The following is a 16313-nucleotide window of genomic DNA, read 5'->3' on the forward strand; positions in this document are numbered from 1 at the left end:
AATAGAATATGAAAAAGATAATCTATGGTTTGCTAATTGTTACGGCTGCTGGCTTATTGTGGTATTTATTCATAAATCCAACTGATTATACTATAAATTTTAAAGCTAAAGCTACTGCCGGCACCATAAACCAAACCCTAAAATTATGGGACCACAACTTAACCAAAACAAGGAGTATCCATAAAATTGAAGACATTATTCAAGGTCAAGACCCAAAACATTTAACACAAATATTTAAGTTTAACGATTCAATTCATACCTATAATTGGAGAATTGGCGACACAACAGATTCTATAACTGAAATTTCGGTTTACATCAGAGATACCAAACATAGTTTCATGAACAAATTAAAAATTCCTTTTTTGTATACTGATTTTGAAAAAAGGAGTGAAAAGACCGTATTAGATTTCATGAAAAATTTAAAAGAACATACAAATAACATTAAAGTTTCTATTATCGGCAAAGAATCCATTCCTGAAAAATATATGGCATACATTCCTATTAAATCAAAACAGTTTGAAAAAGCCGATGGTATGATGCGAAACTTCAGTTATCTAACTAATGAATTAGCAAACAGTGGTGTTACCTTAGATGGCCATCCAATGATTGAAATCACTTATTGGAATCAACAAAATGATAGTATTCACTACAATTTTGGTCAACCAATTATAAAATCGGATAGTTTACCCAAAATACAGGATATTAAATACAAACAGATCAATACAAAACCAGCTATAAAAGCCGAATACAATGGTAATTACATTACTTCAGACAGAGCATGGTACGCATTATTAGAGCATGCTAAGAGTAATAATATTCAGATAGAATCTAAACCAATAGAAGTTTTTCACAACAATCCTAATGTCGGTAGCGACGTGCTAAATTGGAAGACAGAAGTTTACCTTCCTATAGCCAATTAGCTATTACATATGTGTTCAGTAAAGGTACAATTGAAGCATTTTCTATAACAAATGTGTCATTACATGAATCAGAACTAAATCCATTTGTGCTCATTAATTAAAAACTATATCTTGACCCCTTAAATTTTAGCCCACTTCTATGTATTCTATTGGTTATGATATAGGTAGTTCATCAATAAAAGCAGCACTTATCGAAACTGCTACAGGCAAATCTATAGCCGTGATTAACGAACCGAGTGTTGAGATGGAAATGATTGCGATTGAGAATGGTTGGGCTGAGCAACACCCTGATGATTGGTGGCTTCATATCTGTAATGCAACAAAAAAGCTAATAACTGAGAATCAGATTGATGCTTCTACCATTACCGGCATCGGTATTTCATATCAAATGCACGGTCTTGTAGTCGTTGATAAAAATGGCAAACCTTTACGTAATTCAATTATTTGGTGCGATAGTAGAGCTGTTACAATAGGCCAAAACGCCTTTGATGAATTAGGAAATGACAAGTGCTCAGAGCAACTGTTAAACTCACCTTCAAACTTTACAGCCTCAAAACTAAAATGGGTTAAAGAAAACGAACCTGAAATATATGCTAAGATTGACAAATTCATGCTTCCGGGTGATTATATCGCCTATAAATTAAGCGATACAATTTGCTCAACCATTTCTGGACTTTCAGAAGGTATTTTTTGGGATTTCAAGAAGAACGATATTGCTGATTGGCTTTTAGACCATTACGGAATTGAAAAATCACTTGTTCCAGACATAAAAGACACCTTTTCTATTCAGGGTAAAGTTTCAAAGCAAGGTGCATTAGAGTCTGGCCTAGCTGAAGGTACAGCTATTTTATATAGAGCTGGTGACCAGCCCAACAATGCATTATCTTTAAATGTATTCAACCCTGGTGAAGTAGCAGCAACTGGTGGTACATCTGGTGTAGTTTATGCCATCACCGAAAGTCTATCAAGTAAAGAAAGTACTCGTGTAAATAACTTTGCACATGTTAATTACAATAAACAAAAAACAAGAATTGGCAAGTTACTTTGTATTAACGGTTCTGGCATTCAATACCGTTGGTTATTGAATAATCTAGATGTAGCTACTTATGAAGAAATGAATGATTTGGCCGCAACAGTAGCTATAGGTTCTGATGGAGTAACTATACACCCCTTTGGTAATGGTGCAGAACGCATGCTTAATAATAAAACATTAGGCACACAAATGTCAAATATTAATTTAAACAATCACAATAAAGCACATCTTTGTAGAGCAGCTTTAGAAGGGATTGCGTTTTCATTTGTATACGGAATGGAAATTATGTCATCAGACGGTATTTCACCTAATGTAATTAGAGCTGGCAATGACAACCTTTTCAGATCTGACATTTTTTCAAATACCGTAGCAACGCTAATTGGTCAAGAAATTGAAATATATAATACCACCGGAGCTATTGGTGCTGCAAGAGCATGTACATTACATAACGGTGATTTTGATGCTTTTGGAAAACAAATAATGGATAATGATTATGTGATGGGCTTTAAACCATCAGGTGATAATAGTGCGTATAAAACTGCGTACCAAAAATGGAAAAACGAACTAGAACAATTACTTAAAATCAACTAATTATGGCGCTCATAGGAGACAAAGAATATTTTAAAGGGATAGGTGAAATAAAGTTTGAAGGCAAAGATTCAGATAATCCGTTTGCATACAAGTATTACAATCCGGATCAAGTAGTAGCAGGTAAAACAATGCGCGAACACTTTAAGTTTGCCGTTGCTTACTGGCATACATTCTGTGGTCAAGGTGCTGATCCATTCGGACCTGGTACTCAAAATTTTCCTTGGGATGAACCATCTGACGCTATCGATGCGGCTAAGGCAAAAGCAGACGCAGCATTTGAATTCATCACAAAACTAGGTGTTGATTACTATTGTTTTCATGATTTTGATTTAATTCAAGAAGGTGCAACTTTTACAGAATCTGAAAAACGTATTTCAGCTATAGTTGATATTTTGAAAGGCAAACAAGCAGAATCTGGTGTAAAACTTTTATGGGGTACAGCAAATTGCTTTTCGAATCCGAGATACATGAATGGGGCTTCTACAAATCCTGATTTCAACGTATTAGCACGTGCTGGTGGTCAAATTAAATTAGCTTTAGATGCTACCATTGCACTTAATGGTGAAAACTACGTATTCTGGGGTGGTCGTGAAGGCTATATGTCACTTTTAAATACTGATTTAAAAAGAGAATTAGACCACATGGGTCGTTTCTTAGGCATGGCTCGTGATTATGCAAGAAGTCAAGGTTTCAAAGGTAATTTCTTTATTGAACCAAAGCCAATGGAGCCAATGAAGCATCAATATGATTTTGATTCAGCAACTGTTGTAGGTTTCTTAAATCAATATGGATTACAAGATGATTTCAAATTAAACCTAGAGTTCAACCACGCAACTTTAGCAAGTCATACAATGCAACATGAAATGGAAGTTGCTGCAGCACACGGAATGTTAGGAAGTCTTGATGCTAACCGTGGTGATTACCAAAACGGATGGGATACAGACCAATTTCCAAATAATATTACTGAAATTACTGAAGCCATGATTACCTTTTTACAAGCCGGTGGCTTACAAGGTGGTGGTGTGAATTTTGATGCTAAAATCAGAAGAAACTCGACTGATATGGATGACGTTTTCCATGCACACATTGGAGGTATTGATATTTTTGCACGCGGACTAATTACTGCGGATAAAATTTTAACCTCATCTTCTTATGAATCACTTCGTAAAAAACGATACAGCTCATTTGATACAGGTAAAGGCGGTGATTTTGAAAATGGAAAATTAGATTTCAAAGATCTTTATGAGATTGCGAAAGAAAACGGAGAACTTGATTTACAAAGTGGTAAGCAAGAACTATTTGAGAACATAATCAATCAGTATATATAACTTTGATTTAGTAACATAGATTGCAAAAAAAATCCAGCAGATTCTGCTGGATTTTTTTATTTACTAAAACTAGTATATCTATTTATCTAAAAATCACATAGGTACTAATCACAATAAACGTAATTAATACTCCAACTGGTTTCACATATTTCCAACTAGTGATATCGACTTCATTTGTGTATTCCTGTACATAATCTGTTTCTCGAGGTTTAACCGCTCCAATCACCAACATTAACACAATAGTCGCTACAAAAGCAATTGCTTGCATATGCAGCATGTGTGGTAACCATTCAACACCGAAACCTCTTTGCATAATAATGTATGCTACATAAACTATAAATGCGAAGATTATTCCTGATTTTGCTGCAATAGCAGGAACTCTTTTTGTTAAGAATCCTATAACAATAACTGACAATATTGGTATGCTATACGCTCCGTTTACTTGCTGCAAGTAACCGAAAAGTCCGTCTGATGCATAATAAAGAAATGGAGCAATAATCATTGAAAAGAAAGCCAACACAATACCAAAGCGTTTACCAACTGAAACAATTTTACTTTCAGGGGCTTCTTTGTATATATATTGCTTGTAAATATCAATACCGAATAATGTCACACAACTATTTAAAGCACTATTAAACGAACTCAAAATTGCACCGAAAAGTACGGCTGCAAAAAAGCCAACAAATGCAGGAGGTAACACCTCAGCCACCAACCTCGGATATGCCTGATCTGCTTTTTCTAACTGGCCGTCAAACATATGAAAAGCAATGATACCTGGTAATACAACTATAATTGGGCCCAATATTTTAAAGCAAGCAGCTAACATTACACCTTTTTGACCTTCAATTAAATTTTTTGCTCCTAAAGCACGTTGAATAATTTGCTGATTGGTACCCCAGTAAAATAGTTGAACCAACACCATACCTGTAAAAATTGTAGCAAAAGGAATACTAGAAGATTCAGAACCAATAGCATTAAACTTTTCTGGATGTTCAGCAGTTAATTTAGCAATTCCACCAAAAAGACTGCCATCATCACTTATAGCATATAATCCAAAAATGGGAATTAAAAGTCCACCAACAAGTAATCCAATAGCATTAATACTATCAGATACAGCAACAGCTTTTAAGCCACCGAAAATGGCATAAAATCCACCAATAATACCGATACTCCAAACACACACCCAAATAGATGCCCATTCTGAAATTCCTAGCTTACCTGGTAAATCAAACATTCCACTAATAGCCAAAGACCCCGAATACAATACTATTGGTAATAAAACTATAGCATAACCACTTAAAAACAAACCAGAGGTCATTGCCTTTGTGGTGGTATCAAATCTTCTTTCTAAATAGGTAGGAATAGTACTTATACCTCCTTTTAAATATCTAGGTAATAAAAAAATGGCGCAAATCACCATAGCTATGGCCGCCAATGTTTCCCATGCCATAACCAAAATACCATCAGAATATGCATTACCATTAAGACCTACGATTTGCTCTGTAGAAAGGTTTGTCAATAATAGTGAGCCCGCTATAACTCCAGCCGTTAAACTTCTTCCTCCTAAGAAATAACCATCAGATGATTTTTCGTTAGTTGAACGTGTAGCTAAATAAGCAATTACTGCTACTAACACAGTAAAGCCAAAAAATGATAATATTCCGAACATTTTAATTTTAGTTTGATTGTCAGCCTACAATATATCAGATTATTTATTAAAATATAGATAAACCTTCGTATTTCTGTTTACATTTTAAATTAGAGTGTCAATTTTTTATCAAATCAATACTATCAAACGAAGCAACAATTTAGTTTTTAACGGTTTGAACGTTTGGCAACCGCTTAATTTAATGTAATATTGCAAAATTAATTTGACTGCGGATTATGTATAACTACACCGTAAATGACCTAATGATTTTTTGAAAAAAATGATGAAGAAATTAATTTTACTAACTAGTATTGTTTTGTTCTTTTCTTGCACTGAGAAGAAAAATGAAGAGCCAATTACTATATCACCAGAAGAACTTCATGCTTCAGTAGATAAAGTTATTGAAATCATGATTCACGATATTTTTTCACCTCCGGTGGCAAGCCGAATTTTTGCCTACTCGAATATTGCCGCCTATGAAATTGTAGCCTTAGAGAATCCAGAATACAATTCATTAGCGGGGCAGGTAACAGATTTAACAGCTATACCAAAACCAGCAGAAAATACACTTATCAATTACCAATTATCAGCACTTGTTGCACATATCGCAATTAGTAAAAAACTAATTTTTTCAGAAGATCGACTAGAGGTACTTCGCGATAGTTTATATAACAATTGGAATACTAAAAATCCTGATTTATTTAATGCATCAAAAGCGTATGGCCTTGAGGTTGCCGACCATATAATTGAATGGATGAGTAAAGACAATTATGCGCAAACACGCACCATGCCTAAATTTACGGTCGACATTGAAGACCCAACAAGGTGGCAACCAACACCGCCCGCTTATATTGAAGGCATTGAGCCACATTGGAATAAAATTAGACCTTTTGTAATTGATTCTGCATCACAATTTAAGCCAATACCTCCACCAGCTTTTTCATTAGAAAAAGATTCTGATTTCTATAAAGAACTAATAGAAGTATATGATATTAGTAATGAAATAACCAAGGAAGGAGATACATCAGAAGGAGTTGAAATTGCGCAGTTTTGGGATTGTAACCCGTACGTTTCGGTAACACGAGGACATTTAATGTTTGCTACAAAAAAGATAACTCCAGGTGCACATTGGATTGGCATTACTAAAATTGCAAGTAGAAAAACAAATAGTGATTTTGACAAAACCCTATATGCCTATACTAAAACAGCCATGGCAATTGCAGATGGATTTATTAGTTGTTGGGATGAAAAATACCGTAGCAATTTAATTCGCCCTGAAACTTTAATCAATCAGCATATTGATGAAAATTGGCAACCCTTATTACAGACACCTCCATTTCCGGAATATACAAGCGGACACAGCGTAGTATCTGGAGCAGCTGGCGCTACACTTACTGATATTTTCGGTGATAATTTCGCCTTTGATGACGATACAGAAGTTCCTTTTGGTTTGCCTATTCGTAGTTTTACATCATTCAATGCTGCTGCAGACGAAGCAGCTATAAGCAGAATGTACGGTGGTATTCACTATAGAGCGGCAGTTGAAGTTGGAGTTAAACAAGGTCGTGACCTGGGTCAATTTGTTTTAGACAATCTTAAAATGACAAGTAATTCAGATTTGGCTTCGCAAAAATAAAGTTAGAACCCAAAGCCCAATCCAAAGGTAAACCTTGCACCATCATCACTATTAAATACAGCAAAGGTTAAGGATAAGATATCAGCTGTATTTAAAAAGAAACCGCCTCCGTATGAGGTATGCCATTGATTTGAATCTTGATTTTTAATCCAGACTCTACCATAATCAAACCCACCATATAGCCCCATTGTTAAAGGCATAATACCCGTTTTCATTTTTCTTAAACTGTACCGAATATCTGAATTTTGATAATATGCTGTTTTACCTGTAAATCGCTGATTTCGAAAACCACGAAGCCCATCCACACCACCAAGACTAGCACCCTGATAAAACTCGAAGCCATCTCCAATATTAAAGTGTGCTTTCCATTTAGTAGCCAAAACAAGTCTTCCATTTGAAGTCAATTTATGATCAATAGATAAACTAGGAACTATATATCCGAAATTCTGTGATTCTGTTCCGGTAGAAGATTTATAGCCCACCAAAAGGGAAGTAGACATACCTACTGTTGGAAAAGCTGCATTATCTGTATTTGCATAATCGTATTCACCTTCAACACCAATAAAATCTTTCTGGTTGTCTTCACCATTTGCAACATAGAACGTATTTACAAAGCGATCCTCAGTTTCTTCTACTTCTATGCTTTCATAAGATATTCCCGTACGAAATTTAGATCCATACTCACCACGCCACACTAGAGAAGGCGACAAACGAATAATCTCCATTTTCACGCGGTTATAATCAAACTCTAATGCATCATCTAGATTAACAGTTTCATTGCCATAGCCGAAAAAATTAATGCTAAAATTTGAACTCGTCATTCTTGAATCAATCTCAAAATTAGCTGTACCAAACAATCGAGCGAATTCACCTTTATAGCCAAAATCAAAACCTTGCGTAGCAAAAAAGAAAGCAGCATTAAAGGTATGTTGACTGGTAAATGGATTTTGTTTAAACCCGTTCTTGGTATAAACATCTGAAATACCTATTCGAAAACCATCATCAGGATTAGAACCAATGGTTGGAACAATTTGATTCGAACTTTTCTTCACCTTTATTGGCTGATATGTATTGGTCTCGTAATCATTACTCAATCGAATTTTTGCACCTTCTTTATTCTCAAAAGTATTTTTCTTTACTTTTTGATCATAAATATGCACCCCTTTGCTATCTAAAATATTATATATATCATTATTATGGCCACCAATTATTCGTACTTTACTATGAGCTGATTTCACTCCTGTAACATCAAAACGGTCATCATCATCTAAACCATAAATCCATATTTCTTTAGTGGAATTACTATTGTATGTCTTTTTATAAAATTGCTCTCCTTTTTTGCCTTTTTTAATACGATGCGCCACCACTTCAGTATCACCATTTGGTTTACCGGTAATTATAAAATGATCATCTTTATCTGTACCTGCAACAACTGAATATTTATTGATAATACCGTAATATTCTCGTGCAGTTTCAAGTAAATTTTTCTTGCGGGCTAAAAGTTTTTTCTTGAGCACATCAAGTTTTTCATCTTGAATTTCTTTTGGAAATTCTTTAAAAGCGATATCAATGACTTCATTAGTAATATTTTTTTGAATAAACTCAGTTTGTGTTTCCCAGAGTTGAACTTCAGTCTCAGGCAAAAGCAACATATCTAACGCAAAAGCCTTAGGCGATCCATTAAAACCTCTCACACTTCTAATCTCTTCGTTAAAACCTTCCATTAAAGTTAAACCCGGAATTGCCCTTGTCGCCAAGTTCATAAAAAAACCATCACCCATTTCAGAATACGCCTGATCACGATCACGAGGTATAGGCTTATAAATAACCTTACCATTTTTTTCGTCTTCAAACTCAGCCCATCGCCATTGATCGGTATGTCGATCCCAATCACCAATCATCATGTCAAATAAGCGAGCTCTTACATAGGCCGTTTTATCAACTTGATAATCTTCATCTTTTCGTAACTTTTTTAATAGGTCATCAGTACTGATTAATGTATTGGAATAGCCAAAGCTTTTTTGATCACCGTGACCGCTATCTGTGCGCTCTTCAATCATATAAAGTTCATCACCAAATTCATCATTATAATTGCCTATAGCATTTTGTTTAGGCACATAGTACAGTACTGGATTAGTATGATAAATACCAACGGCATCTGAAAGTTTACCAATTGTAAACGGAGCATACGGATGCGATCCAGTATAAAAATCTTCTAATAAACTTTCTGTATACGTATCTTCAAAATCACCAACTACATATTGATCCTTAAAAGCCATAGCTTGCAAATAGACTTCGGCACTTTTCTTTAGCGCGCGCATCACATATTCTTTCCCTTCAGGATTTACCATACGCAATGACCTTGATTGATGCCCTCCACCCTTTCGCATAACCTTCAGACCGCCAAATAATGTATCTAAATCTACCGTTGGTGCACTAATCTCTTTGGAATATATTTCACGATATCGATCACCCCAAAACCATTTAAACAATCCACTTTTATCTGTTGCCTCTTTAGGATAAATCGATGATTTAACAACTAAAGGAAAATCCTTAGCATACGTATTCTTAGCAATATTTTTATCTGCTTTTAAAACCTGGGTAGCAAATAAATTCTCTTCTTGTTCATTATCATCAACACCAAAGAAAAATACATTAGACGAACCATCTTTATATACTTCTAATTTAGCATACCCCATCTCACCAGTTGAAAATTGACTGCCATTCAACAGTCCAGTTGCAGCATTTTTAGCACCAGCACCACTAACTATTTGGGGAGTATTGTCTTCAATAATATATTGTAATGAATGTTCATGACCTGAAACAAATATTACCTTTTCAGAATACTGTGCCAAAGTAACCAATCGCTTTCTCAGCTCATTATATCTTTTGTTTGATAAATCTTGATGCGATGTACCCGTCGTTTTTCTTAGAAAATTAATAACTGAACCAATAATTGGTAATGGAATAGATGATTTAGATGGATACAATTGCTGTTTCAATGAATATTGTCCACCATGAACTCCATAGGTAGACATCGGATGATGAGCTGCAATCAGCGTAGTTTTATTCGCGTTCTTCTTTATAAGACCTTCTATTTCTTCAAAGAATTTTTCGCGGTCTTTTATGTCGCATTTGTCATTCATGTCTGGGTGTTTATCCCAATTGGTCAAATACCATTCTGTGTCAATTGCAATTACAACCACGTCATCATTAATATCAATTTTTTCGATAGGGCAACCATCCTCAGGAAAAAAAACATCTTTACTATCTAACGCTTCTTGAATATATTCTTGTTGACGTTTCAATCCGTCAAGCCCACCAGCATACCAATCATGATTTCCAGGAATAAAAAAAGATTGCCCCTTAAAGCCGTCTAAAGTTTTCAATTGGGCATCTAGACTATTTTTTGCGTCAGTATAATTTTTATGTTTTTCAGAAGGCAAACCAGCAGGATATACATTATCACCAAGAAAAATAGCGGTACTATTTTCGTCAGCATTTGATAATTGCTTTTTAAACAAGGTTAATGCTGCATTTAATTTACCTTCAGGTGATTTACCTGCATCACCAATTAAGTAAAAAGTATGAATGGGTGAATCAGCATCAAGTTGCATTTGAGCCTTATCAGGAAATGCATATTTCGTCTTCTGGGTAGCACAACTACTGAAGAATAATATTGATAAAATAAGTAAATTGTACTTTTTCATATAAAGTTCTAGACTTAAATACAAATTTAGGGAATACTGTAACATAACTTCTTAGTTAAGGCAACTCAAAATATTAGACGAAATAAAATATCATAATTACGCTCAACGTTATAAAAATACAACACTCCTAACTGACCCAAAATCAATTAATTTACCTTTGTAAAGTTTCGTTTTTGTAATTTGGATGTATTAACTGAAAACTATGTCAGATATCATTGAAAAAGTAGAACAATTCGCAACCAATTTATTAGCGAATGATCTTGACCCAAAATACCTTTATCACAATTTAAAGCATACACAGCGCATAGTAAAAAGCACTATAAAATTACTCGATGCAAATAATTTAACAGCAAAAGAAAAAGAACATCTTTTAATCGCTGCTTGGCTACATGATACAGGGTATACACAGGGTTCTGAAAATCATGAAGAGAGTAGTTGTAAAATAGCTCGTGAATTTCTAAGCAAAAACAGTTATGATTCTGAAGATATTAAAAAAGTAGAAACAATTATTCTAGCAACAAAACGCTTTCACGTACCACAATCACTTTCAGAACAAATTATACGGGATGCAGATTGTTCGCATTTTGGACAAAAAAGTTATTTTGAAACTGCTGAGTATTTAAGAGAAGAGCTAGCTCTATTAGGCATAGCAGAATTTTCAGGAAAAGAATGGCGTGATGCTAATATAGAAATGTTAGACAAAGAGCATACTTTTCACACTGACTACGCTAAAGATAATTGGCAAGAAACAAAGAATCAGAATTTAAAATCACTTATTAAAGAAAAAAAGACAGAAAAAGAAATAGCCAAAAAAGAACAATTAAAAGCGAAATATAAAAATGAAAGTCCGGATAGAGGCATTCAGACTCTATTTCGTGTGACACTAAAAAATCATATTACTTTAAGTGATATTGCTGATACTAAAGCGAACATTTTACTTTCTGTAAATGCGATAATAATTTCAGTGGCTTTGGCAAATTTGATTCCGAAATTAGACAACCCTTCAAACGCATATCTAGTTTATCCTACTGCAATTTTTGTGCTTTTTAGTGTGGTTTCAATGCTAATGGCTGTAGTGGCTACAAGACCAAATATTACTAGCGGAAAATTCACTAAAGAAGATGTAGAAAACAAAAAGGTAAACCTTTTATTTTTTGGCAATTTTCATAAGATGAGCCTGGTAGAATACGAATGGGCTATTCAAGAATTAGTAAAAGACAAAGAATACATCTACAGTTCACTTACAAAAGATCTTTACTTTTTAGGACTAGTTTTAAATAGAAAATATAAAATTCTTAGGTGGACCTATACCGTTTTCATGGTAGGTATTATTATTTCTGTATTGGCATTCGGAGTCGCATTTCACTTTAACGATTATGTAAAATAATCAGTGAAAAACCTTAATTGAAATTTAATTTCTGTTGAATTAAGCTTTTAATTCTTCCATTAAATCTGCGTACGTATACGTTTTTTCAGATTTTTTATCCTTCTTATATAAAATCTCAGCTCGTATGGCTTTTAAACCTGCAACACCTTGAAGCCCCTGTAGTTCAACAATTTCAATGTTACCCGTAAAATATCCTTTCGATTTTAAAAACTTTATATACCGCAAATATTCGAGCTCATCGCTTTTTTGAGAGTACACAATAACCATTTTACCTGTTTGGGTTAATCTTTCATTTGTACCTTTTACAAAAGATTTATCAATACGTTTTTTGATGATTTCATATCGCGCATTATACGTACCATCAACATCAAATTGTTTCTCATCCATTCGAAAACGAATTGACAATGAAGTATTGTAAACTAATATTAAAGACGCCACATCTAACGGCACCGGTAATTCTGGTTTTAAGCTATAATGTGTGTTTTCCATTTCACACATCACTTGCAATTGCCACAGTCTTAAATTGTTCAAGTATAAGGGTTCGTAGCTACGTTCACCCGTAATACTATCACCGATGTACATGTTGTGTTCAACACCATCAGTTTTGTATCTTTCAAAATAATGAGGATACATTTCTTGCGCCTGCACTTGCTTTTTATCAATCACAGAAGCAAGCTTTTTATTGATAAGCATCACACTAGTATCATAATTTTTTCTATGATCATAATATGAATTTGTCTCTGCATCTATAATCTGCTCATAATCTTCAACAAGCTTTTTTACCACTACATCTTGAGTTTTCAGATGTTCAAATACTGGTGTAATCTCATCAGTTACAAAATTGAAAATTGCTTGTTCGCTATTGGTATGCAATGATTCTTTTATTTCATCAATATGATTATTAACCCTAAAAATAAGTTCTTCATAAAAAGGGAGTTTCGTCTTCTGCCAAGCTTCAGTAAGTATCTGATTTATGGCCGAAAGTTGAATCATTAAATCTCGTTGAATCGCATTATTTCTTGACTTTGAAGAATCACGAATATCAATTTGCCCATAAAGCGGACTAACATCCTTAAAGACAATTTCTTTAAACGAAGGTTGTAATCCTTCTGCAGTTTCTTTTATGAAATTTTTTGCTTCTTCTTGAAATTTCCAATAAACTGATGAATGAACAGAGGTACATTCATTCTGAATAATTGCATCGATTAAGTTCTCTTCTTCTGCATTGGCACGTAATACGGCCGAAATAATAAAAGGCATTATCTGATCTAGCCGTTGTGCATTAATGCTATTTAATTCACCTTTTATAGTTGATGTAATTTCTAACACACCAAGCAAAACACCTTCACTAGCTATAGGCGCAAAAATAGCACTTTTATATCCCTCTTCTTTGAGGTTTTTATATGGTGCCATGCCATCAGACATTTTGTACATTTTATCAACATCTGAGATGGCAAAATAATTGTTCTCAATTAACAAAGTCCTATATGATTCTTGACATAAAATTGAGTTACATGAAACAACATTCTTGTTCTGCAGCAATACACTTTTTGAACCTTTACCGTATACACATTCAAATTGGTTTTCTTTTGAATTATACAACACAAAACCTGTATTTACGCTCTTTAAATTAAAGAAAGACCGAAAAGTTTCGGTCAGTTTTTCCATCAAACCAGCGTCATTGCTATTGTCAATAGAAATAAGGTTAGATTTTATTTCAGAAATAGAATGTTCGGTAGTTACATCAAACATATTCATGACAACAAAACCCTTAGAATTAAAGCTATTCGGTGGAATTTTCTCTTTCCATAGCGCTACATTATCATAATTATCTAGTAGTTCTTCTATATCATTCTTACTTAATTTTTTAGCCTTATCAGTAGGTATGATTTCAATAAAGTCTGCATTGTAAAGTATTCGATAATGCTTCATAATGCCATTCAAATCAGGAATGTCATAAAAGAAAGGTCTTTTAAAATCAACACTTACACCGTAATAGAAATTAAGAATAACAGCACAAGCTAAAACATACATTTCATCATCTGGTAATTCACGCATACGCGGAACAAAATCAATACCCGCATCTTTAATTATTTGCTGAAAACGTTTAGTAGAATTAAAAACAACATCTTGATAAGGTAATGAAGCTGCTTTAATCTCATTATTTGTTAAAACTTCAGGAAAAGTATCTTGAAGCATATAACGAATTATCTTCTCGTGGGTTTTCAAAATTGAAACATCTGTAAAACCCTCACGTAATTCAGGATAAGCCTCTTGCGTCTTTAAAATATACCGTGCTCGTTCAGCTAAGAATTCATCTTCACCATTAGCCATACCCTCATAATGTTCCAATAATTTATTGAAACTTATAAAATGGTTCAACGGTAATTCTTTATTATTGTGAAATCCCATAGTTATATGACGTAATATATCAGATAAAATTACAAAAGAATTAACATAAAACTGTTAAAGGTCGTTAACCCGTAATATTCAACGTGCAACTAGTCATATCTTACGAATACAAATTGATATTTTAAGTAGTTAGAGACTCATTTACCCACCATATACCCCTGATATTTGCACCTTTTTTTGCATATTTATAGAAAAATATTTCATGTCATCTGATTCTAGGTTAAACCGTGCTTATACTAATGCCAAAACGGTACCCTTTGATGACAACTCAAAATTTATTCTTTTTAGTGATTGTCACCGCGGAGACAATAGTTTTGCAGATGAATTCGCAAACAATCGGAATATCTATTTCCATGCGCTTAAATACTATTATATAGAAGGATTTCAGTATTGTGAATTGGGTGATGGTGATGAACTCTGGGAAAACATCAACTTTGAATCTATTTTTCAGGCACATAAGAATATTTATAAGCTACTAAAGCAGTTTCATCTTGAAAACAGATTACATATGATTTGGGGAAACCACGATATGGTTTACAAAGACCCTGAATATGTCAAAAAAAATCTCTCCAGCTATTTTGAACCCATTGATGAGAAAGACAAAGAGCTTTTTGAAGGTATTACCTATAATGAAGCTATTATTTTAAAGCATAGCGAAAGCAATCAAGAAATTTTCTTAACCCACGGTCATCAAGCCGATTGGTGGAATTATACTTTTTGGCGCTGGGGTCGTTTCTTGGTTCGTGTTCTTTGGAAACCTCTGCAGGTATGGGGTATTGCAGATCCTACTAGTCCAGCAAAAAACTATACTGAACTAAAAAAAGTTGAACGTCGACTTAAAAAATGGATATTATCTAATAATTTAATACTTACGGTTGTTGGACACACACACAGACCACGGTTTCCTGAACCCGGTCAAATACCCCTATTTAATGATGGTAGTTGCGTTCATCCGCGTAGTATCACAGGTATTGAAATTGAAAATGGGAAAATTTCTTTAATTAAATGGGAAATAGCTACTAATGAAGATGGCACCTTAAGAGTTGTACGTATTTTACTTGAAGGCCCTCAAAAGCTGGTTGATTATATAGAAAAAAAGTAACCTATATCAATTCAAAATTTCACCTTCTTTATTAAATTCTACATCTTGTTTTTTACCATCTTTTTTAAGTTCTACATCATAAAAAAGTCCTTTAGAATGATGCTGAGTTTCTTCCAATTCAACAATTTTGTAATCGTCATAATCAGCTTTCAGAATTTCTCTAACAATTTTAGGTAAATCTTTCTTCTTAATACTTCGTTCAGTCTCTATCCACTCTCCTTCTGGGCTAAAATCAGCTCTGTATTCTTTACCATCTTTTTTAAAATGCGACTCATAATTACCGTTTCGATCAACCTCCCATTTAGAGTGTTTCTCACCTGCATATTTTTCTTCAAATGCAACCTTAACACCCTTCGGCACCTGGGTTTGACAACTTGAAAAAGTAAAAACTAAAATCAAAAATAAAACTGTACCTAACTTATTCATATCCATAAATCATTCTCTATTAGTAGTAAAAGTAGTTCGCGAAATTACCAATTCTAACTTTGAAACTATGTTAATGTAGTATTAAGCAAGAATGCAGAATTGACTATTTTTGAAGCACAC

Annotated in this window: 10 protein-coding genes; 6 read left to right on the forward strand and 4 right to left on the reverse strand. The window is 33.9% G+C overall.

The genetic code is table 11. The features are described 5' to 3' along the window. Positions 1-8 precede the first annotated feature (8 nt). From JQC67_RS01280 to xylA, 3 genes are all read left to right on the forward strand, one after another. Positions 9-920, forward strand: coding sequence for an AraC family transcriptional regulator (locus JQC67_RS01280; protein WP_203251055.1), 912 nt, complete (start codon positions 9-11; stop codon positions 918-920). A 139-nt stretch (positions 921-1059) separates the two neighbouring features. Further along, a complete protein-coding gene (locus JQC67_RS01285; RefSeq protein WP_203251056.1) occupies positions 1060-2544 on the forward strand; it encodes a xylulokinase in 1485 nt (494 codons plus the stop codon). A gap of 2 nt (positions 2545-2546) precedes the next feature. Beyond that, a complete protein-coding gene (xylA, locus tag JQC67_RS01290; protein ID WP_203251057.1) occupies positions 2547-3872 on the forward strand; it encodes a xylose isomerase in 1326 nt (441 codons plus the stop codon). Between the two features lie 82 nt (positions 3873-3954). On the opposite strand, the gene JQC67_RS01295 is transcribed toward xylA, so the two are convergent. Then, complete coding sequence (locus JQC67_RS01295) at positions 3955-5541, reverse strand: solute:sodium symporter family transporter (RefSeq protein WP_203251058.1); 1587 nt, start codon at positions 5539-5541, stop codon at positions 3955-3957. A 262-nt stretch (positions 5542-5803) separates the two neighbouring features. Between JQC67_RS01295 and JQC67_RS01300 the strand changes: the two genes are divergently transcribed. Continuing rightward, positions 5804-7156 carry a vanadium-dependent haloperoxidase gene (locus tag JQC67_RS01300; RefSeq protein WP_203253155.1) on the forward strand — a complete coding sequence of 451 codons (1353 nt, stop codon included), beginning with the start codon at positions 5804-5806 and terminating at the stop codon, positions 7154-7156. Between the two features lie 2 nt (positions 7157-7158). Here the strand turns inward: JQC67_RS01300 and JQC67_RS01305 are convergent, their stop codons facing one another. Then, positions 7159-10866, reverse strand: a complete 3708-nt coding sequence (locus JQC67_RS01305) for a metallophosphoesterase (RefSeq protein WP_203251059.1) — start codon at positions 10864-10866, stop codon at positions 7159-7161. A gap of 202 nt (positions 10867-11068) precedes the next feature. Between JQC67_RS01305 and JQC67_RS01310 the strand changes: the two genes are divergently transcribed. Then, complete coding sequence (locus JQC67_RS01310) at positions 11069-12253, forward strand: Pycsar system effector family protein (RefSeq protein ID WP_203251060.1); 1185 nt, start codon at positions 11069-11071, stop codon at positions 12251-12253. Between the two features lie 39 nt (positions 12254-12292). Here JQC67_RS01310 and JQC67_RS01315 read toward each other — a convergent pair whose 3' ends face one another. Beyond that, positions 12293-14665 carry a GAF domain-containing protein gene (locus JQC67_RS01315; protein WP_203251061.1) on the reverse strand — a complete coding sequence of 791 codons (2373 nt, stop codon included), beginning with the start codon at positions 14663-14665 and terminating at the stop codon, positions 12293-12295. Positions 14666-14867: 202 nt separating this feature from the next. Between JQC67_RS01315 and JQC67_RS01320 the strand changes: the two genes are divergently transcribed. Beyond that, a complete protein-coding gene (locus tag JQC67_RS01320) occupies positions 14868-15767 on the forward strand; it encodes a metallophosphoesterase (RefSeq protein ID WP_203251062.1) in 900 nt (299 codons plus the stop codon). Between the two features lie 6 nt (positions 15768-15773). On the opposite strand, the gene JQC67_RS01325 is transcribed toward JQC67_RS01320, so the two are convergent. Further along, positions 15774-16199, reverse strand: coding sequence for a PepSY-like domain-containing protein (locus JQC67_RS01325; RefSeq protein WP_238934433.1), 426 nt, complete (start codon positions 16197-16199; stop codon positions 15774-15776). Positions 16200-16313: the final 114 nt, after the last annotated feature.

Source organism: Aurantibacter crassamenti (assembly GCF_016811105.1).
Taxonomy (GTDB): Bacteria; Bacteroidota; Bacteroidia; order Flavobacteriales; family Flavobacteriaceae; genus Aurantibacter_A; species Aurantibacter_A crassamenti.

Bases quoted from the DNA above. Each gene is read 5' to 3' on its own strand.
- JQC67_RS01320 (WP_203251062.1), top strand. From the start codon at position 14,868: ATGTCATCTGATTCTAGGTTAAACCGTGCTTATACTAATGCCAAAACG.
- JQC67_RS01280 (WP_203251055.1), top strand. From the start codon at position 9: ATGAAAAAGATAATCTATGGTTTGCTAATTGTTACGGCTGCTGGCTTA.
- JQC67_RS01285 (WP_203251056.1), top strand. From the start codon at position 1,060: ATGTATTCTATTGGTTATGATATAGGTAGTTCATCAATAAAAGCAGCA.
- xylA (WP_203251057.1), top strand. From the start codon at position 2,547: ATGGCGCTCATAGGAGACAAAGAATATTTTAAAGGGATAGGTGAAATA.
- JQC67_RS01295 (WP_203251058.1), bottom strand. From the start codon at position 5,541: ATGTTCGGAATATTATCATTTTTTGGCTTTACTGTGTTAGTAGCAGTA.
- JQC67_RS01300 (WP_203253155.1), top strand. From the start codon at position 5,804: ATGAAGAAATTAATTTTACTAACTAGTATTGTTTTGTTCTTTTCTTGC.
- JQC67_RS01310 (WP_203251060.1), top strand. From the start codon at position 11,069: ATGTCAGATATCATTGAAAAAGTAGAACAATTCGCAACCAATTTATTA.
- JQC67_RS01325 (WP_238934433.1), bottom strand. From the start codon at position 16,199: ATGGATATGAATAAGTTAGGTACAGTTTTATTTTTGATTTTAGTTTTT.
- JQC67_RS01315 (WP_203251061.1), bottom strand. From the start codon at position 14,665: ATGGGATTTCACAATAATAAAGAATTACCGTTGAACCATTTTATAAGT.
- JQC67_RS01305 (WP_203251059.1), bottom strand. From the start codon at position 10,866: ATGAAAAAGTACAATTTACTTATTTTATCAATATTATTCTTCAGTAGT.